Source organism: Ralstonia sp. UBA689 (assembly GCF_002298975.1).
In the GTDB taxonomy this organism is placed as follows: domain Bacteria; phylum Pseudomonadota; class Gammaproteobacteria; order Burkholderiales; family Burkholderiaceae; genus Ralstonia.
This window is the reverse complement of sequence record NZ_DBMV01000042.1, coordinates 49525-64640: the sequence shown is the minus strand read 5'-3', so window position 1 is coordinate 64640 and position 15116 is coordinate 49525. Positions and strand designations below refer to the sequence as shown.

General features: G+C 63.9%; 17 protein-coding genes. All 17 read right to left on the bottom strand.

The window, feature by feature from the left end; translation table 11 throughout:
- Positions 1 to 195: 195 nt before the first annotated feature.
- On the bottom strand, positions 196 to 3354 hold the full coding sequence (locus B4F51_RS20840; RefSeq protein ID WP_296228598.1) for a host specificity protein J: 3159 nt from the start codon (positions 3352 to 3354) through the stop codon (positions 196 to 198).
- A gap of 75 nt (positions 3355 to 3429) precedes the next feature.
- Positions 3430 to 4026: a tail assembly protein gene (locus tag B4F51_RS20835; protein WP_296228597.1), complete on the bottom strand. Its 597-nt coding sequence runs from the start codon at positions 4024 to 4026 to the stop codon at positions 3430 to 3432.
- A gap of 45 nt (positions 4027 to 4071) precedes the next feature.
- Entirely contained in the window at positions 4072 to 4506 is a 435-nt protein-coding gene (locus B4F51_RS20830) for a hypothetical protein (protein WP_296228596.1), read from the bottom strand.
- Positions 4507 to 4535: 29 nt separating this feature from the next.
- Positions 4536 to 5246, bottom strand: a complete 711-nt coding sequence (locus tag B4F51_RS20825; RefSeq protein WP_296228595.1) for a C40 family peptidase — start codon at positions 5244 to 5246, stop codon at positions 4536 to 4538.
- A 1-nt stretch (position 5247) separates the two neighbouring features.
- Positions 5248 to 5949 carry a phage minor tail protein L gene (locus B4F51_RS20820; RefSeq protein WP_296228594.1) on the bottom strand — a complete coding sequence of 234 codons (702 nt, stop codon included), beginning with the start codon at positions 5947 to 5949 and terminating at the stop codon, positions 5248 to 5250.
- Positions 5946 to 7046: a hypothetical protein gene (locus B4F51_RS20815; RefSeq protein ID WP_296228593.1), complete on the bottom strand. Its 1101-nt coding sequence runs from the start codon at positions 7044 to 7046 to the stop codon at positions 5946 to 5948. Before B4F51_RS20815 ends, B4F51_RS20820 begins: the two co-directional genes overlap by 4 nt.
- Positions 7043 to 7384, bottom strand: coding sequence for a phage tail protein (locus tag B4F51_RS20810; protein ID WP_296228592.1), 342 nt, complete (start codon positions 7382 to 7384; stop codon positions 7043 to 7045). Before B4F51_RS20810 ends, B4F51_RS20815 begins: the two co-directional genes overlap by 4 nt.
- Positions 7385 to 7394: 10 nt before the next feature.
- Positions 7395 to 10319, bottom strand: a complete 2925-nt coding sequence (locus B4F51_RS20805; RefSeq protein ID WP_296228591.1) for a phage tail tape measure protein — start codon at positions 10317 to 10319, stop codon at positions 7395 to 7397.
- 1 nt (position 10320) lies between these two features.
- On the bottom strand, positions 10321 to 10605 hold the full coding sequence (locus tag B4F51_RS20800; RefSeq protein ID WP_296228590.1) for a DUF1799 domain-containing protein: 285 nt from the start codon (positions 10603 to 10605) through the stop codon (positions 10321 to 10323).
- A 23-nt stretch (positions 10606 to 10628) separates the two neighbouring features.
- Positions 10629 to 10943 carry a phage tail assembly chaperone gene (locus B4F51_RS20795; RefSeq protein WP_296228589.1) on the bottom strand — a complete coding sequence of 105 codons (315 nt, stop codon included), beginning with the start codon at positions 10941 to 10943 and terminating at the stop codon, positions 10629 to 10631.
- Positions 10944 to 10947: 4 nt separating this feature from the next.
- Entirely contained in the window at positions 10948 to 11601 is a 654-nt protein-coding gene (locus B4F51_RS20790) for a phage tail protein (RefSeq protein WP_296228588.1), read from the bottom strand.
- A gap of 66 nt (positions 11602 to 11667) precedes the next feature.
- The gene (locus tag B4F51_RS20785) at positions 11668 to 12021 is read right to left on the bottom strand and encodes a DUF3168 domain-containing protein (protein ID WP_296228587.1); all 354 of its coding nucleotides are present in this window, start codon (positions 12019 to 12021) and stop codon (positions 11668 to 11670) included.
- Complete coding sequence (locus B4F51_RS20780; protein ID WP_296228586.1) at positions 12011 to 12511, bottom strand: HK97 gp10 family phage protein; 501 nt, start codon at positions 12509 to 12511, stop codon at positions 12011 to 12013. Before B4F51_RS20780 ends, B4F51_RS20785 begins: the two co-directional genes overlap by 11 nt.
- A 2-nt stretch (positions 12512 to 12513) precedes the next feature.
- Entirely contained in the window at positions 12514 to 12840 is a 327-nt protein-coding gene (locus tag B4F51_RS20775; protein ID WP_296228585.1) for a phage head closure protein, read from the bottom strand.
- Positions 12841 to 12843: 3 nt separating this feature from the next.
- The gene (locus tag B4F51_RS20770; protein WP_296228584.1) at positions 12844 to 13398 is read right to left on the bottom strand and encodes a head-tail connector protein; all 555 of its coding nucleotides are present in this window, start codon (positions 13396 to 13398) and stop codon (positions 12844 to 12846) included.
- A 3-nt stretch (positions 13399 to 13401) separates the two neighbouring features.
- Positions 13402 to 13758, bottom strand: coding sequence for a hypothetical protein (locus B4F51_RS20765; protein WP_296228582.1), 357 nt, complete (start codon positions 13756 to 13758; stop codon positions 13402 to 13404).
- Positions 13759 to 13826: 68 nt separating this feature from the next.
- Complete coding sequence (locus B4F51_RS20760; RefSeq protein ID WP_296228581.1) at positions 13827 to 15083, bottom strand: phage major capsid protein; 1257 nt, start codon at positions 15081 to 15083, stop codon at positions 13827 to 13829.
- Between the last annotated feature and the right edge of the window lie 33 nt (positions 15084 to 15116).

Genomic DNA, 15116 nt, shown 5'->3' with positions numbered 1-15116 from the left:
GCAATGTCACCGCCCCTCCCGCCACGTGCCAGCCGGTTTGCACCACATAGAACGGTGTGCCTCGAGACAATCCAGGAAGGTTGATCGAGCCCGAACCGGTGCCAGTGTTAAGAACGCCGACGATGGCACCCATCCGATCAGTGAGCCGAACGATCGGACGCCCCGACGCGTCATATACCTCGAGACCTACAGGCATCACCAGCTCCCCAAGCGCACACGTAGCACGCCGTTCGCGTCAAACACCTGCACCACCTGGTCGGTGATGCGGAGGCACCCACCGCCCGCCACACCATTGAGTTCCAGCGTTCCATTCTTGTCGAGCACCCAGCGCGGCCGACCGTTGGCGCCCAGCGCGTTGGACTGGATCACGTTGCCAATCTTGGCGTTGGTGATCGCGCCGTCCTGAATAAACGCCGAGTCCATGAACACCTGGCCGCCCTGGATCAGGAACGGCGTGAGCACGCTGTTCCCGTTCGGATGGATGACGCCAAAACGGTCGGCCGCGATAAGCACCTGGCTTTCGATGACGCCCTGATTGTTCTCAACGCCAATCCCGATGCCGGCCAGGTACGTCCGGCCATTGGCAGCAATCTGCGTCTTGATGGTGTACATCGCGGCCAGCTTGCCGTTCTGATCTGCAACGGCCTGCTGCGCGACCTGCACGGCCGCCGAGTTTTGCGCGACGGTGGCCTGCATGGTGTCGACGCGCTGCGCCACCGCCCGGCCCGCCTCCTCGAGGACAGATTGCGTCGACACGATGCCGGCGAAAACGTGATCGTCGCCCGCATAATCGTTGTCGCTGCCGGCCATTGGCGGTTCGATGCTGTCAATCGCAGACAGCAGGTCCGCCCCGAGCTGCGTCTTGCCGATCTGGCCGTTGAGATAGTCCAGGATGTCGGAGGCCTGCGAGCTGCTCGAGCCCGGCACGCCAAGGCCGCTGGGATACCACGCACCGATATTCCCCGACTTGTCGACCAGGCGCGCCCAGAAGAAAAACTGAGCGCCGGCCGCCAAGCCCATCATCGTGTGCGTGTTCGCGGGGAACGCGAAATCCCCCAGCTTGATGGCGTCGTCGCGACTGGACGTCTTGCTGTACCAGATCTCGGTGCGCTCAACATCCAGCGGCCCGGTGGGAAATGCCCAGTCGAGCCGGATGCCGAACACGATAGCCGTGGCCAGCAGCGTGCCCACGACCGGCGGCGGGCTGGTCTTGCCCTGCAGCCGGGTCTCAGCTGAGTAAGCAGGCGCCGAGGCCACGTCGACCGCATTGATGGCCCGCACGCGTGCGACGTACGTGCCGGCGCAAATGCTGCGCACCTCGATACTTTGTGAGCCCGTTCGGCCGACACTGACCCATTCGCCATTGTCGCGGCGCCAGTCAACCGCGTAAGCGACCGCTTTGTCGGCCGGCCGCCACTCGATCACCATCGTCGTGACTGCGATCCCTTGATCGACAGCGCTATAGGTGCTTAGCGTTACGTCCGTGGGCGGCGGCTGAACGGAAGGCGGAATCACCGAGATCGGGCGCGCATCGATCCGCGTCCCGTGATCAATGGCCGCATATTTCGACGGATTCTGCTGAAGCGCCGAAATCTCGAACGTAATGCCATCCTCCTCCGTGATGTCCACAACGCGGAAGAGCTGCGTTTTGAGCTCGGCGCTCTCAATGGACCACACGGCCTCGGGCTGCACGTCGTGCGACCAGTCAGCCGAGACTGTGACGGCATTGCCCTCGACCCGGTTGATCGTGCGGCGCTGCGCGGCCCCGTCGACCATATTCACGACCAACGTGTCCCCCACTTGGGCTACTGCCGGCCTGTCAAGCGTGACCGTGCGCCCGGCCGCCGCGCGCACGCGACCGCCATTCGAGCGGCCCGCCCGCGCAGGATCGGCCACCTCGATAATCGAACCGGGCATCACCACGGCGGCGTCGAGGCCAACTTTGAAAGAGACGGTTTCAGTCTCCAGACGACTCGTTAGCAGCAGCCATTGGCCCACTCGCTGCGCCTGCCCCTGCGATGTGCACCCGAAGGCCGATATCTCGGTTTGCTGGATGCCGTAGCGGGCGATGCCATCGGGGTCCTGCACCGGCTCAACCTTGGCGACGTAACGGTCCGCCGGGTCGTTCCAAGACACCAGCGCTACAGTCTTGCGGGCCCGCCTGGAGCTGCCGGCATAGGTGAACTTGCCATCGACCACGTTGCCCGCATGAAACAGGTAGGACGCCGTTGTGGGCATGTCTGCCGCCGCAACAACGTTGCCCGCCGCCCAGAACGCCATGCCGCGGAACACGCTCGCCAGATCCTGCAACACCGGGTAAGCATCGTTGCGCTGTTGCAGGTAGCAATTGCAGGTGAAGCGCGGTTCCTGCCCACCGCGGCCGTCAGGCACCGGCTCGTCGCAATACTGGCCGATCTGGTAGAGCGACCATTTGTCGATCATGCCGGCGTTGACGCGGTCGCCCAGGCCGTAGCGGACGTGCAGCACCAGATCGTAAAAAATCCACGCCGGGTTATTGCTGTACGCGACCTTGAAAGTCCCGTCCCACAGCCCCGAGTAGGTGCGTGCCACCGGGTCGTAGTTGCTCGGTATGCGGATGATGCGGCCGCGCAGGTGAAACGCCCGCGTCGGGATATTGTTGAATTGGCGCGCATCGACACGAAGGCCGATCAGCGCAGAGTTGGGATAACGCAGCTTGGCGTCGATCACCTCGGCAAACGACTCGACGCGCGTTGTATCGGCAATCGTGCCGCTGTTGGCGTTTGGCGTCAGGCGGCTCACGCGCACGGTCCAGCCGTTGACCGCCGGCGGAAGGTCAATCCGGTGCGTGCGCGCGTATTTGTTCGTCTTTTTGCCATCGAAGGCACTGGACATTACGCGCTGAAACGCCCCGCCATCCGTCGACAGATCGATCGCGTATTCGACGCGGTAACCGTTGATATTGCCGTTGCTCGTGTCCGCCTTGGACAGGCCGAGCACGGAGAGCTGCACGCGTACGGCCGAAATCTGGGTGTTGGCGATCGCACGCGTCCACGGCGTGGTGTAGGTCAGTTCGACGCCAACCGTTGTTTCGTTATCGACCGATGGAAACCCCGGGATGTGGTCTTGATCCTGCGTGCCGGATCGGTAGTCAACGGCGACGTTCTGGAAATTGAGCGAACCGTCTGCGTTGGCCAGCGGCGTGCCATCTAGGTAGATGCTCTGCAATCCATTGACCAGCCCGGCAATTTCCCCTTCCGACACCAGATCCAAAATGCGCGCGTAGGCGATCGAGTGCAGGCTGTCTGGCGACTCGATCGGCGTGCTGCCGCCACCGCCGCCTTTGCCGCCGCCGTAGCCAATGATGTTGTTCAATTCTGGCCGCCCAAATGAAAAAGCCCCGCGACATGCGGGGCCGAGAATTTGATGTGGGGTTGTGGGGCCGGGCGCTTAGACCTGGTCCTCCGCGTAAATGCCGCCGGAGATGACGGCCGAACCAACCAGCATTTCGCCGTAAAGCAGCGGCACTGGGTTCCCCTGGGCGCTGGTGTTGACTGCACCGTTGAAGTTGTATGAGGCGCCGTTCTGCGGCGCATCCCTGGCCGACAGCCCTTGTGGCTGCGGCGACAGCATCTGCACGACACCGCCGAACATCATTGCCGCGCCCATCTGCATCAGCGGCGTACCGGCGCCGCCGCCATAGACGCTGATAACGGCGCCGACCACCACCAACACGGCGCCAAGAATGGTCTGCAGGATGCCGCCCCGCTTGCTCCCCATCAGCACAGGTGCAATGCGGATCTCGTCGCGCCCGGGCGGCAATTCCAGCTCTTCCTTGGCGAGGTTGCGCTTGCCCACGAAGACGGCGTAGGTGACTCCCCTGTCGCGACTGGTGAGGAGTTCGCGCTTGAAGCCAGCGAGCAGCACGCACAGCGCTTGGATGGCTTCGGCCGGGCTGGCGACAGCCAATTCAAAACGGCGGCCGAAGCGCGCGCCCAGCTTGCCGTACAGGCGCACGGTTCTCAATTTTTCCGATGTTGCGCACATAAAACAAAACCCGCCGAAGCGGGTCCCTTTTGTCGTTGATACTGTCTAGCGCTGCGTGGTCGCTTCCAGCGCAACGCCGTCGCCCGGCCTGTTGACCATGCGGTAATAACGTTCCTGCCCAACGGCAAACTCAGCGGACAGCTCGCGCAGCTCGCCGCCGTGCATTGCGCAGAAGCCCCTCCCCTTCGGGAAGCCCGCGCCGAGCACGTACTCGCCAGGCGGCAGGAAGAAGCGCGCCGTCTCGCCTGCCTCAAATGACCCCGCGAGCTTGCCGTCCACATAGAACCCAAGCAAACAGCCTCTGCCGGCGAAACCGTCGTCGCGCGTTACCGTGACGCGCCCGCCCGGTTGTTCGCTCGACGCTTGGTAGGCAAACAAGCGGTCCTGCGGCACTGTAGCCGCCTCGCGCGGCGACACAGAGGACGTTGCGCACGCCGCAACCAACGGCACCACACACGCGACAGCGAAGGATCGAAGCATTCAGGGCTCCCAAGACTTGGAAGCCGCGATCATAACGCCGACTGGTGGCGCAACACGCAGCGCGTGATCTCCTGCCAATAGCCGCCGTACACGTCGCGGGAAGACAGCCGCCCGTGCACGTGGTGCAGCATGTGCCCATCGCCAAGGTAGATGCCGGCATGATTCGGCACCGGCGCCCTTAGCTGCATCAGGATGACGTCCCCCGGCTTGTCGGGCACGTCTTGCGAGACCACGCGGAACCCCGCCTCGGTGTAATGCTGCATGTAGAGGTCGCCACCCTCCGCCCACCAGTTGTCGTGCCGCTCAAAATCCGGCAGGTACACGCCGCGCTCGCGGGCGTACCAGTCGACCACCAGCGAGTAGCAGTCGAGAATGCCGTGCGCAAATTGGCGCCCCACAAGCGGTGCCTGATAGCCGCACGGCTCAATGCTGCGCACGTCGTCGGCCGGCCAAGCGATGATGTGCCACGGCACGCCGGAAGCCTCGCACGCGACTCGGTCGGCTTGGCTGGGTTCTGCGCTGGCGTTCGGGTGGCTGTGCACGACGGCCATCACCTCGCCCAGGTCTTCGGCGGCTGCATAGTCTTCGGCCGGCATCTCGAAATGCTCAGTACCGACAGCCACATTGCGGCATGGCACATAGCGCTCGCGCCCCTTGGTCACAATGACCAGGCCGCACGCCTCGCGCGGGAAATCGCGCGCGGCGTGGTGGCGCGCGTCTTCTAACGTTTTCTGCTGCATATCAAGTCCGCACCAGGTCTGCTGCTGGAAATGCCCCAAACGGCAGCGGGCTGTTGGCGCCGAAGCGGCATTTGCACGACGACAGCCGACCACCGCACTTATCGAGTGACGGGTCGGCGACCGGCTTGTCATCCCGGTCAAACATGGCCGCGCCTGTATAGCCGCATTGCGGGCCCCGATAGCCGCCGATCATGAGCCACATGCACACGTTGGCGACGATCTGCCGACGCGGCAACTGCACGCCATTGAAGTCGAGTGCGCTAGAGAGCTCGAACTCGACGGTTTCGTTGGTTTCGGCGGCTTTTTGCTCGACGAACCACTCTTCGAGCGGCAACTCTTCGGAGGGGTCCGCCTCGGGGTTCCCATCGGGGAAATTGCGCGCATCGAGGAAGCGCCCCAGCGTGCGCCGGCGTCGCAGCTTCGCGCCGACGAGGTCGTTGGCGTACAGGCACACCGCCGAGATCGAGCCATCCACGTTGCCAACGGTCAGGCGCGGTGCGGGCTGTTGCCCCTGGCCGGAACGAGCGAAGCCCTTCCCCTCGATCGGCCACGGGCTGTATTCGTTGCCCTGCCACCAGATGGAACCGACTTGCGTGTAGCCGTGGAAGCGCAGCATGTCGGCGCCGATTTCTGTCGCATCAAGCTCAAACAGCTCGACGAGCGCGCTGGGCTCCAGGCGCTGGATGTCAGCTGTGATTTTCATGGCATCCGCGACTCCAACTGTGCGATACGCTGATATGCGGCCTGCAGCATCGCGTCCAGCTCTTGAATCGCCGCGCCGAGGCGGGGAACCATCTTCGAATAGTCGACCGCTTGGGGAAGAATCGCCTGTTCGACGCCGACGACGTCGTCTGGCTGGACATCGTGCGGGTCGGCTCCCTCTCGCAAGATCGGATATTCCTGAACGGCGTCCTTGCTGCCGCTCACAACGAAAGCCATCTCTTCCTGCACTTCATGGGCGATGCAGTAGTCGACGATCTTGCCCGGATCGGCCTTGAACTCACCAGCGTAAAACCCAATGCGTCTGAGCGACTCAAGTGCCCCGTTGATCGGAGCGTAGTTTTGCTTCAGGCGATAGTCAGACGTCGTGTAGAAGGTGGTGGCCGTGTCGCTTGTGCCGATTGAGCCAACGGTGGCCCCACCGGAATTACTGAACACAATGACGCTGGTTGCCCCGGCATAACCGTTCTTGAACCACAGGGGCCATTGCGAATTTGCGTAGCCGCTGAGTTGTAAGTTGGCCGCCCCAAGGACAAAGTTTGCTGCCAGTAGAGATAGCGTCCCTTTGCCCGGCGTCGAAGTGCTGCCGCCCGACGCTATGAGCCGGACGTCGCAATCGACGGGCCCGCCGGAGCTATGAAAGTCAACGAACGGTGTATTGGCGGCGGCCTGATTTCCCAGCTCGATACCCCCGTTCGCCTGGGACAAAGCGAGACCGCTTTGCATGACCACGCCCCCGGTAAACGTGCCGCCTGTCGTTTGGACGGGATTTGGCAGGTTCCCGGCATCCCAGATGGCTTTCCCAGCGACCGTGGGTCTGACAGAGAAACTGACTGGCCCGGTAAAGTCGGTGCCGGTGGTCTGCGCGGGCGACGGAAGATTCCCCGAGTCCCAGGGCACTTCGCCACTGAAGGTGACAGGCCCAGTGAAAGCGCCGCCTGCAAGGTCGACCTTTCCATTCACGGCCGTTTGGATGGCCGTCATGTTGGAGTTGATCTTGCTGTTTGCTCCGCGCTGGGTGTCCCCGTCTTTACCCAGCGGAGCCGTACCCAAGTTGATCTGTTCGAGCTGGAGGCTCATGGTGCGAAACTCTCAACGAAGGTTGCAGAAAGTGAATACACACCGGCGGCCTCGACTGCTGGTGTGTATTCGCCAATTCGATAGCGTCCCTGCACCCCAAGCGGAGGCGTCCACAGGAACGATTTGGCGCCGGCATGCCGATCAATGAAGGCTTGGATTTCTCGGATGCGTGCCGCGCCACCGACAAATTTGAGTGGCCAGGAGCTGGTGCGATTGTTGATGCCGTCTGGCGCTACCTGCTGGTAGCCATCGCCAAACTGCGCTGACCGCGTGCGCAGCTTGACGCTGCCCTGTGCGCTGCTGCCGACGGCGCGCCAGGTGAAGGTTTCAAGTGCCATGGGATTCCTGTCAGTTGCGACGGCCGGACAACACGCCGCCCTGCAACGTTGCACGCTGCAGCCTGTCGTCGATCCGCCGGTCGACTTCCTTGAAGATCAAATCGATCTGCGTTCGGCCGTCCTGGTCGGTGGACTGCTGCACCTCCGGTTGGCTGGGCGCGCCGATTACGTTCACCACCACCCCACCCCCGCCCAGCGCGTGGTTTGGCACGATCGATCCAGAGCCGCTGGGCCGAAATAGCTCCGGCCCTTGCTCGCCCACCAGGTACAAGCCGCCAGCGGACACCGGTCCGCCTGCAGCTCGCGCACCGTCGACGAACAAGCCGCCTCCGTAAGAAGGAGCCGGTATGCTGCCTCCGTAGAGCATGTCGCCAGTCACCGGCACGGTGCCGCTACCGGCCGCCGCCGTAGCGGCACCGTCGAATGCGCCAGCGCCGTCGGCCATACCCGCGCCAGCAAACATGCTGCCGACGAAGCTGATTCCCATCTGCGCCAGGCCCGAAATTGCGGCCCGCGCCTGGATGCGCGCAAGATCGGCGATAACGCTCTGCGCGAAGCTCTTGAAATCCAGCTTGCCCGTTGTGGCGAACTTGGCGACGGCGTCTTCCATTGACTGAAACGCGTTGGAGAACAGCCGCTCAGCGGAAGCCGCCACATTGGCTGCCGCGTCCCGGTAGTCCGCCAGCGCCGACAGCGCTCCGAATTTCCAGTCGGATTGCTTGGCGGCCAGTTGGTCGTAATACGCACCCAACTGACCCAGCGCGGCCCGCTCGCTGTCGTTGATCTTGGCGAGCTCCTCGTTGTAGAGGTCAGAGCCGACGAGCCCGCGCTTGGTCATCGACTTGTTCCAGTCGGTGCGCATGCGCTCGAATTCGCGGTAGATCGACTTGGCGGCGTTGACCTGCTCGTTGGCGCGCTTGCCCAGGCCAAAGGCGTCGAGCTGGCGGCCGAACTGATCGCTGCGCGCCTGCGCGGCATCCGCAATGCGAACGTCCATGCCATCTGCCTGCTGGCGTGCGTCTTCGAGCAGCTTCTTTTGCTTTTCCAGCTCGGCCGTTTCGTCCTTGCGCTTCTGAATCGCCTGTTCCGCAGCAATATTCAGGTCGAACTGCGCCCGAATCTGGTCCTGGTGCGCCAGCAGGCTTTTCTGGTCCGCCGTGAGCGTCTTCTTGCCCTTGATGTCGGCGATCTGCTGCTCGAACTCGGCGCGTGCTTTCTGGCCGGCGGTGAGCTGATCCTCGACGGCCTGCTGCGCGGCCAGGGCGGCGCCGGTCTTGCGCAGGTTTTCCAACATGCGCGCGCCAGCGTCTTCGGTTGCCGCCTTCGGCGCCTTGTCCTTGTACTTCTCGTTGATGGCGGCAACGCCCTTGGCGTATTCCTCCGCTGACAGCCCTGCCTTTTCCGCGTCAGACTTGAATTTCTTCAGATCGTCATCGCGGATCTGCTGGCGCGACCGGACGCTCTTCATCAGTGCGTCGATCGAAGCGCGAGCGCCGATCTTGTCGTCTTCGGCGCGCTGCTTCGCGGCCTTGTCGGCAGATTGCTTCGCGTCGGCGACGACCGCATCGTTGTACTGCTGCAGGCGAGCGCGATTGGCGTTCAACGCTGCTTCGAGCTGGACGGTGTTGTAACCCTTGGCGCGCGCCTCGGACAGCTCCTTTTCCTGCTGCGCCATGGCGCGATACAGGCCATTGAGCTTGTCGCCCGCAGTCTCGGCGCGGCCGATGCCGGCAATGGCGTCCCAGGCCTTTTTTGCCGTCTCGGTCAGCCCGATCCAGGCGAGCTCCATGTAACCGACGTTGCGGCGCACCTCAAGCGCGCGATCGCGCAGTGCGTCCGCGAACGTCTTTTGCGCAAGCGCCGCCGCCTCGTCGACCTGGCCGGCGCGCTCCAAGGCGGCGATCTGCTCATAAACCGCGCCGGTCAGGTAGTGGAATTGCTCGTTCAGCTTGACCGAGGCCTTGGCGGGCTCTTCGGCGAGCTCAACGAAATCCTTGATGGTTTCGTCGATCGACTGCCCGGTCGCCTTTTCCATGGCAATGGCAGCTGACGAGACTTCGACCATCTGTTCACTGGCGACCCGCCCGGTCGCCGTGATGCGCGTGAGCACATCGGCGGCCTGGTGCTGGGTGCCGATGACGCGCGAGACCGACTCGGCCATGGCCGCCATCTGCCCGCTCGACACGCCGGCATAGTGGCCGGTCATAATCAGCGCGTTGGTGTAACCGCGGGCCTCCTGGGCGCCCGTCATCCATGCATAGGCGAGAGCACCAGCCGCGGCAGCGGCGACCGTCGTCGGCGTGATCAGGCTGGCAACGTAGGACGCAACGCCTTTGAGTGCCGGCCCGACACCGCCAAACATGTCCTTGAGCTGGCCGCCTTGCTGCGTGAGCACCAGCATCGGGCTCTGGCCGCCGGCGAGCTGCGTGACGATATCGGTGATCTGCGGCGAGACCATGCGCATGGCCGCCGCCGTCTGGCGCGCCGACATGCCGAGGTTCTGCTGCGCTGTGTCGCTCGCCTTGCTGGCGACTTCCACGGCACGCAGGCGCTCGATGTACTGCTGCGCCGCTGCCGTCACGCCGAGCTGCTCGGCGCGCAGCGCCGCGTATTCAGCGGCCGTCTTCCCCGCTCGATCCGCCTGACGCTCCAGGCCGCGCAAGAAGCGCGTCGCAGCGGCGTCCATATTGCCCGCAGCTACGGTGGCGGCTTGGCCGATCGTTTCCACACCGGCCGCCGCTTTCCCCCCCTCCTTTGCCACCGAGGCTGCGGCCTGACTGATCGTCTCGATGCCTTGCGCAGCGCGCCGCCCTTCGGTGGCGACGGTGTTGGCGAGACCGGTTACTGCACTGCGGGCCTCGGACACGCCGGCGCGCACGCCGGACACGTCCGCGCCCACCTCCAGCGTCGCTTTACCGACGACGGACTCTGCCATGTCATTCCCCGTTCATTTCCGCCAGCGCGGCGTGTTCCATGATGCGAATGCCCGCGAAAACCTCGGCGTGCTGGTCGGCAGCGACCTGCAGAAGCTGAAGCACGACCGGAATCGCCGCGTAATCCAGCCCGATGGGACCACGCGCCCCGATCCGCCACTGCGTACCGAGATGCGCAAACACCTCGACCGTCGTGGCGTTATCCGGCCACACGGCAACGGGCTCGGGCTCCAGGTCTTCCGGCGTCAAACCGAAGGCGGCAAGCTGATCTGCATCGTGCGACCGCATGTACAGTCGGCGCGCCGCCTCGATCAGTTTCCCCGGCGCTGCCCCATCAGCTCCGCTGCGTATGCGTCAAAGATGGCGCGCGGCGCGCCGGGGTAGTTCTGCACGACCTGATTGAGCGCCTCGCGCGAGAACTCCGCGTCAACGTCCTCCCAGCCCGCGATGATTTCGAGCAGCACAGAGGCGTCGTCTTCGCCCTCGCCGGCGGGACGCCGCAGGTATTCGAGCGCGTCGTCGCGGGTCTTGTGCTTGAAGGTCAGCTTCAGCTTCTCGACGCGGCCGCCGGCCACCGGAATATCGACCGTTGTGGTGAACGTCGGATTCGGGGTGATCTGGAACATCGGTTTAGGCTCCTGCGTAGCGGGTGACTTCGCCGGTCAGCGACAGGGTCACGTTGATAGCCATGGCTTCGTTCTTCGTGGTGGTCGGCACCTTGGAGGACGAGACGTAGGCGCGGAAATAGATCTTGGATCCGCCGGGCAGCGTCATCTCAATCACTCGCGGCTCACGGTCGGCATCGGCCGCCTCGATGAGTTCGTAGTGCGGCAACGTCGGGTCGTCCGCAAGCGTCAGAGCGTACGAGCGCGCGCTGCGGATGGTCGGGATCTGCTTTTCGTCGCTCGTGTCTTCGAGGAACGAATAGTTGTAGAACTGCTGATCCCCACCCGACGCAGCAGATTGCAGCACCTGAGTGATCTGCTGGAAGGTCAGCACCTGGCGCACGCTGCCAGCGCCCGTTCCCGCGGGGTAGTCGTTCGTGTTGGCCGTGTCGAATTTCTCGAGTGCGAAAGCGTCTGCAGTCGACGTGTCGATACGGGATACGCGGCCATCGAGGCGCCCCCAGCCCGAAGCGATTTCGACAATTGCAGCATCGGGCAACCCGTGCGCGACGCTGCTGAGCTGCGGCGGCTTAGCATTGGTGATGGCCGCAAATGGAACCAACGCGCCGTACGTGGCGGCGATGGCGAATTTCGTGCCATTGGGAAGGCGAACTGCCATGGTGGTGATCTCCACAAAAGAAAAAGCCCGCGTTATGCGGGCGGAAACATGCGGGCGCGGCGGGCGCTACCGCGAAAACCAGATCGAAAAATCCTGCGTGGCGCCGCGCAGCTTGGTGATGGGCTCCAGCGTTGCAGCGAGCTCGCCGAGCGGCGTGGCCTGCAGCACATCGTCCAGCTCGAGCGTGTCTGCGATGGCGCGCATCAGCGTGCTCGCCTCATCGCGGGTCTTCGCCCACACGTTGAACTGAAACCGACCGTTGCGTTTGTCGGGCAGCCCTTCGAGGAAGGTGAACGGCCGGCCGCCGATCTGCGAATAGGTCGCATATGGCAGCGGCGTATCGGCCGGCGCCTCGTCGGGGAAAAGACGGTCTTCGACCATCGGTGCAACCGCACGCTGGATTTCCGCCTCAACTGTCATAGGGCACCTCTGCGGCAACGGCGTTGCCAAAATCGTCGATCACGGAGCGCCGCAACGCCTGCGCCATCTTTTCGATGGCTCGCTGGCGCATCGCTTCCAGGGCGGCGGGCGCCTGATCATAGGCGCGCCGGATAAATGAATGCGGCGGCACCCATTGAATGCGCTCCTTGCGCCCAGCTACCTTGCGCACAAGCCAGTGGCCGTTTTCGATCAGGTGGCCGTGCGGCGCCTTCTTGGCATTCCAGGAAACGCGGTAGACCGCCTCGGCAGCGGTCGATTTCTCCTCTGCATAGGCCCGGTAGATCGCCGCGCGCAGCTGACCGGGTCGCACGCCCTTTTTCTCAGTGCCGCGGTAAACCGGCGCAAGGTTGCGTGCTTCGTCGTAGAACACCAGTGCGCCGGCGTGTGCCACGGACCTCACCACGTGTTCCTCCACATCGTCTGCAAGATGCTCAAGCCCTGCCAGCACATCACCGTGCAACTCGAACATGATTACCCCTCACTGGCACCGAGCGAAACCACTAGGTCGACGTGCTCGCGATTGATCTCATCCGGCAGGACGGCTTGGATGTCCGCGGCGCTTCCGCGATAGATCACCCGCCAAGCAGCTGTCACGTCTGCCCGGTACCGGATCCGCAAGCTTAGCTGCCTGGTGGCGGTCTCGCGACCGGCGGCGATCACTTCGCGGCCCGACTGCCCAAGCGGTCGAGCCCACGGCCGTGCGACTGTCTCCCAGGTATCGGTTGGCTGCCCCGATGGCGTCCGCCCCTTCACACGCCGCTGCAGCTCGATACGCCGACTATTGCGTCCGAAATCCATTCGTCAGATCTCCACTAGGCGAAACGGGTCGAGCAAGCGGCCAACGAACGGGCCCGGCACCGCGAACGTCTGGCCGTAGGTCACGCTTTGCCGAATCTGCGACAGCGTGCCCAGCTGCAAAAGCATCCACTGCACTACGGAACGCGGCACCACCGCCGGCTCCGCCCATGCACCGCACTCGAACGTGACACGCACCGACGTGGCGTCCTTCGGCAGATCTCCGCGCAGCACCAAGATGCCGGCGTCACGGACGCTGCACCGATCAAGCGGAAATTGCTGTTCCTCACCGTTGCCGTCGCGATACTCGACTTTCGTCACACCGGTAACGTCATTCCACAAGCGCAGCTGAGCGGAGAGGCGCTCGGCGCGCACCATGCAGGTCTGTGGCAGCAGCGGCCGGATCAGCTCGTTCTCGGCCATTTGGCGCACGGCCTCGATCGCGGCAAGCAACAGCGCTTCGCCGCCGGAATCCAGCTCGCCGTCCTCGATACGCAGGTGCGTCTTCGCCGTGGCGAGGCTGATTGCTTCCTCGGCAGGCGGCTGGATCACGATGCGCATGGCTTACTTGAGCGACAGTGCGTAAGCAACAGAGGCCGGGTGCGCGCACAGCTCACCAGCGGCAGTAGCGAGCGTGTCGTCGTCGACTTCGACCACGTCGTTCGGCACGCCAAAGCGCCCCTCCACCAGTACGCGGGCACGAACCCGTTTCTGCGTCGTCTGCTGCCGAGTGGCCGGCTTCGTGCTGCCAGGACCTTCGCGCTGCACTGGCTCTTTGCTTGCGTCGCCGGTACCGGGCTGACCCGCTTTGTCGTTCGCCTCCTCCTGCTTGCCCGATTGCTCTTGCAGCGTTCCTGCTGCACCCGCCCCACCCGATTGGGCCGAGAGTGCCGCGGTCGCAGCAGCTTGGTTTTTTGCCATGTTCGAATTCCTTGTTCTCGGTTGGCGCGGTCACCTGGACCGCACCGCGCTTTCGGATGGCCGCGCTGTTACGCGGCCGGGTTCTGGAAGGTCTTCACCGCGCCACCACCATCGACCAGATTGCCGCCCTGACGGTTGAATGCGACGAAGCCGATCTGGCCGTATTCGATGTACTTGGAGTCGGCCATGCGGAACATGGTCAGGTCCATCACTTCGCGGATCATGTACTTCGAGTAGTCGCCGAAGGCGATCGACTTGGCGTTCGCTTCCATCGTCGGCATAGCCTGATCCACGGTCAGGGGACGGTTGAGGAGGCGATCCGGCGCGCCGCCCGGATTGCCCTGCTCGTACCCGGGCACGAAAATCGGGCGACCGCTCGTGTCCTTGATCTTGCGCACCGCCTTGATGGTCTGGTCGTGCATCAACCAGCCCGCCTTCGGATTCGCGCGGTAGATCGGATCGACACTGTGCTCGAGGTCGACCAGGTCGTCGTAGAGGACGCTGGTCACCTGGCCGGCCGCTCCGACCTTGCCAACGGGCGAGGCAGTCACGATGCCCATCGGCTGGGTCACACCGTCGCCGATGACGTAGTGCTTGCTGGTGATCCGGCCCAGGCGCATCGCGAGCAGGCTACGGATGTAGAGCTCGATGTCGAACATGCTGTCCTGGATCAGCTCGAACGGAACGGCGATCGACTTCGAGCTGTACTTGAACACCTTCAGAACGGTGTTACCGAACGTGGTGTCTTGCTTGTTCACCTGGGCGTTCTGGCCGACGATCTCGCCTTCCTCAGATGTGGCGTCGGCCGTCGGGAAATTCATGTCGGCGCCGGTCGACGTCTGGATCACGGTAGCGAGGTTGCGCAGCCCACCAAAGGCGCGCATGGCCTCGGTCAACTGGCGGTAATACTCCTGCGCCACGGTGTAGCCGCCTTCGGCCGGGTTCGTCGTCGACATGGCCGCTTGAATGTCGGGGCTGCGGCGGGCGCGCACGCGCCGCACGTCCTCTTGCTCCATGGCTGCATAGCCGCCGGTCAGGTATGCGCGCAGGGCGCGCGATTCCTCACTGTGGGCGCCCGGGGTACGCACTGCCGCGTCGATGAGGCCGTCCGGGCGGCCGTTTGCGGCTTCTTCGCCCAGGCGGGCCAGGTAGTCTTCGTGGCGCTTGATCTCGGCATTGACGTTGTCGAGATCGCGCATGCCATCGTCGTACACCTTTTGCTGCTCGGGGCCCCACTTGTCGCCTTGATGGTTCTCCATCAGGCTGTTGATGTTCTTCGCGATGGCGTCACGGCGCTCCCGCAACGCTTGGATGCTTTTGGACATGAAATCTCCGGAGGTAGAAAAGAAAAAAGCCGC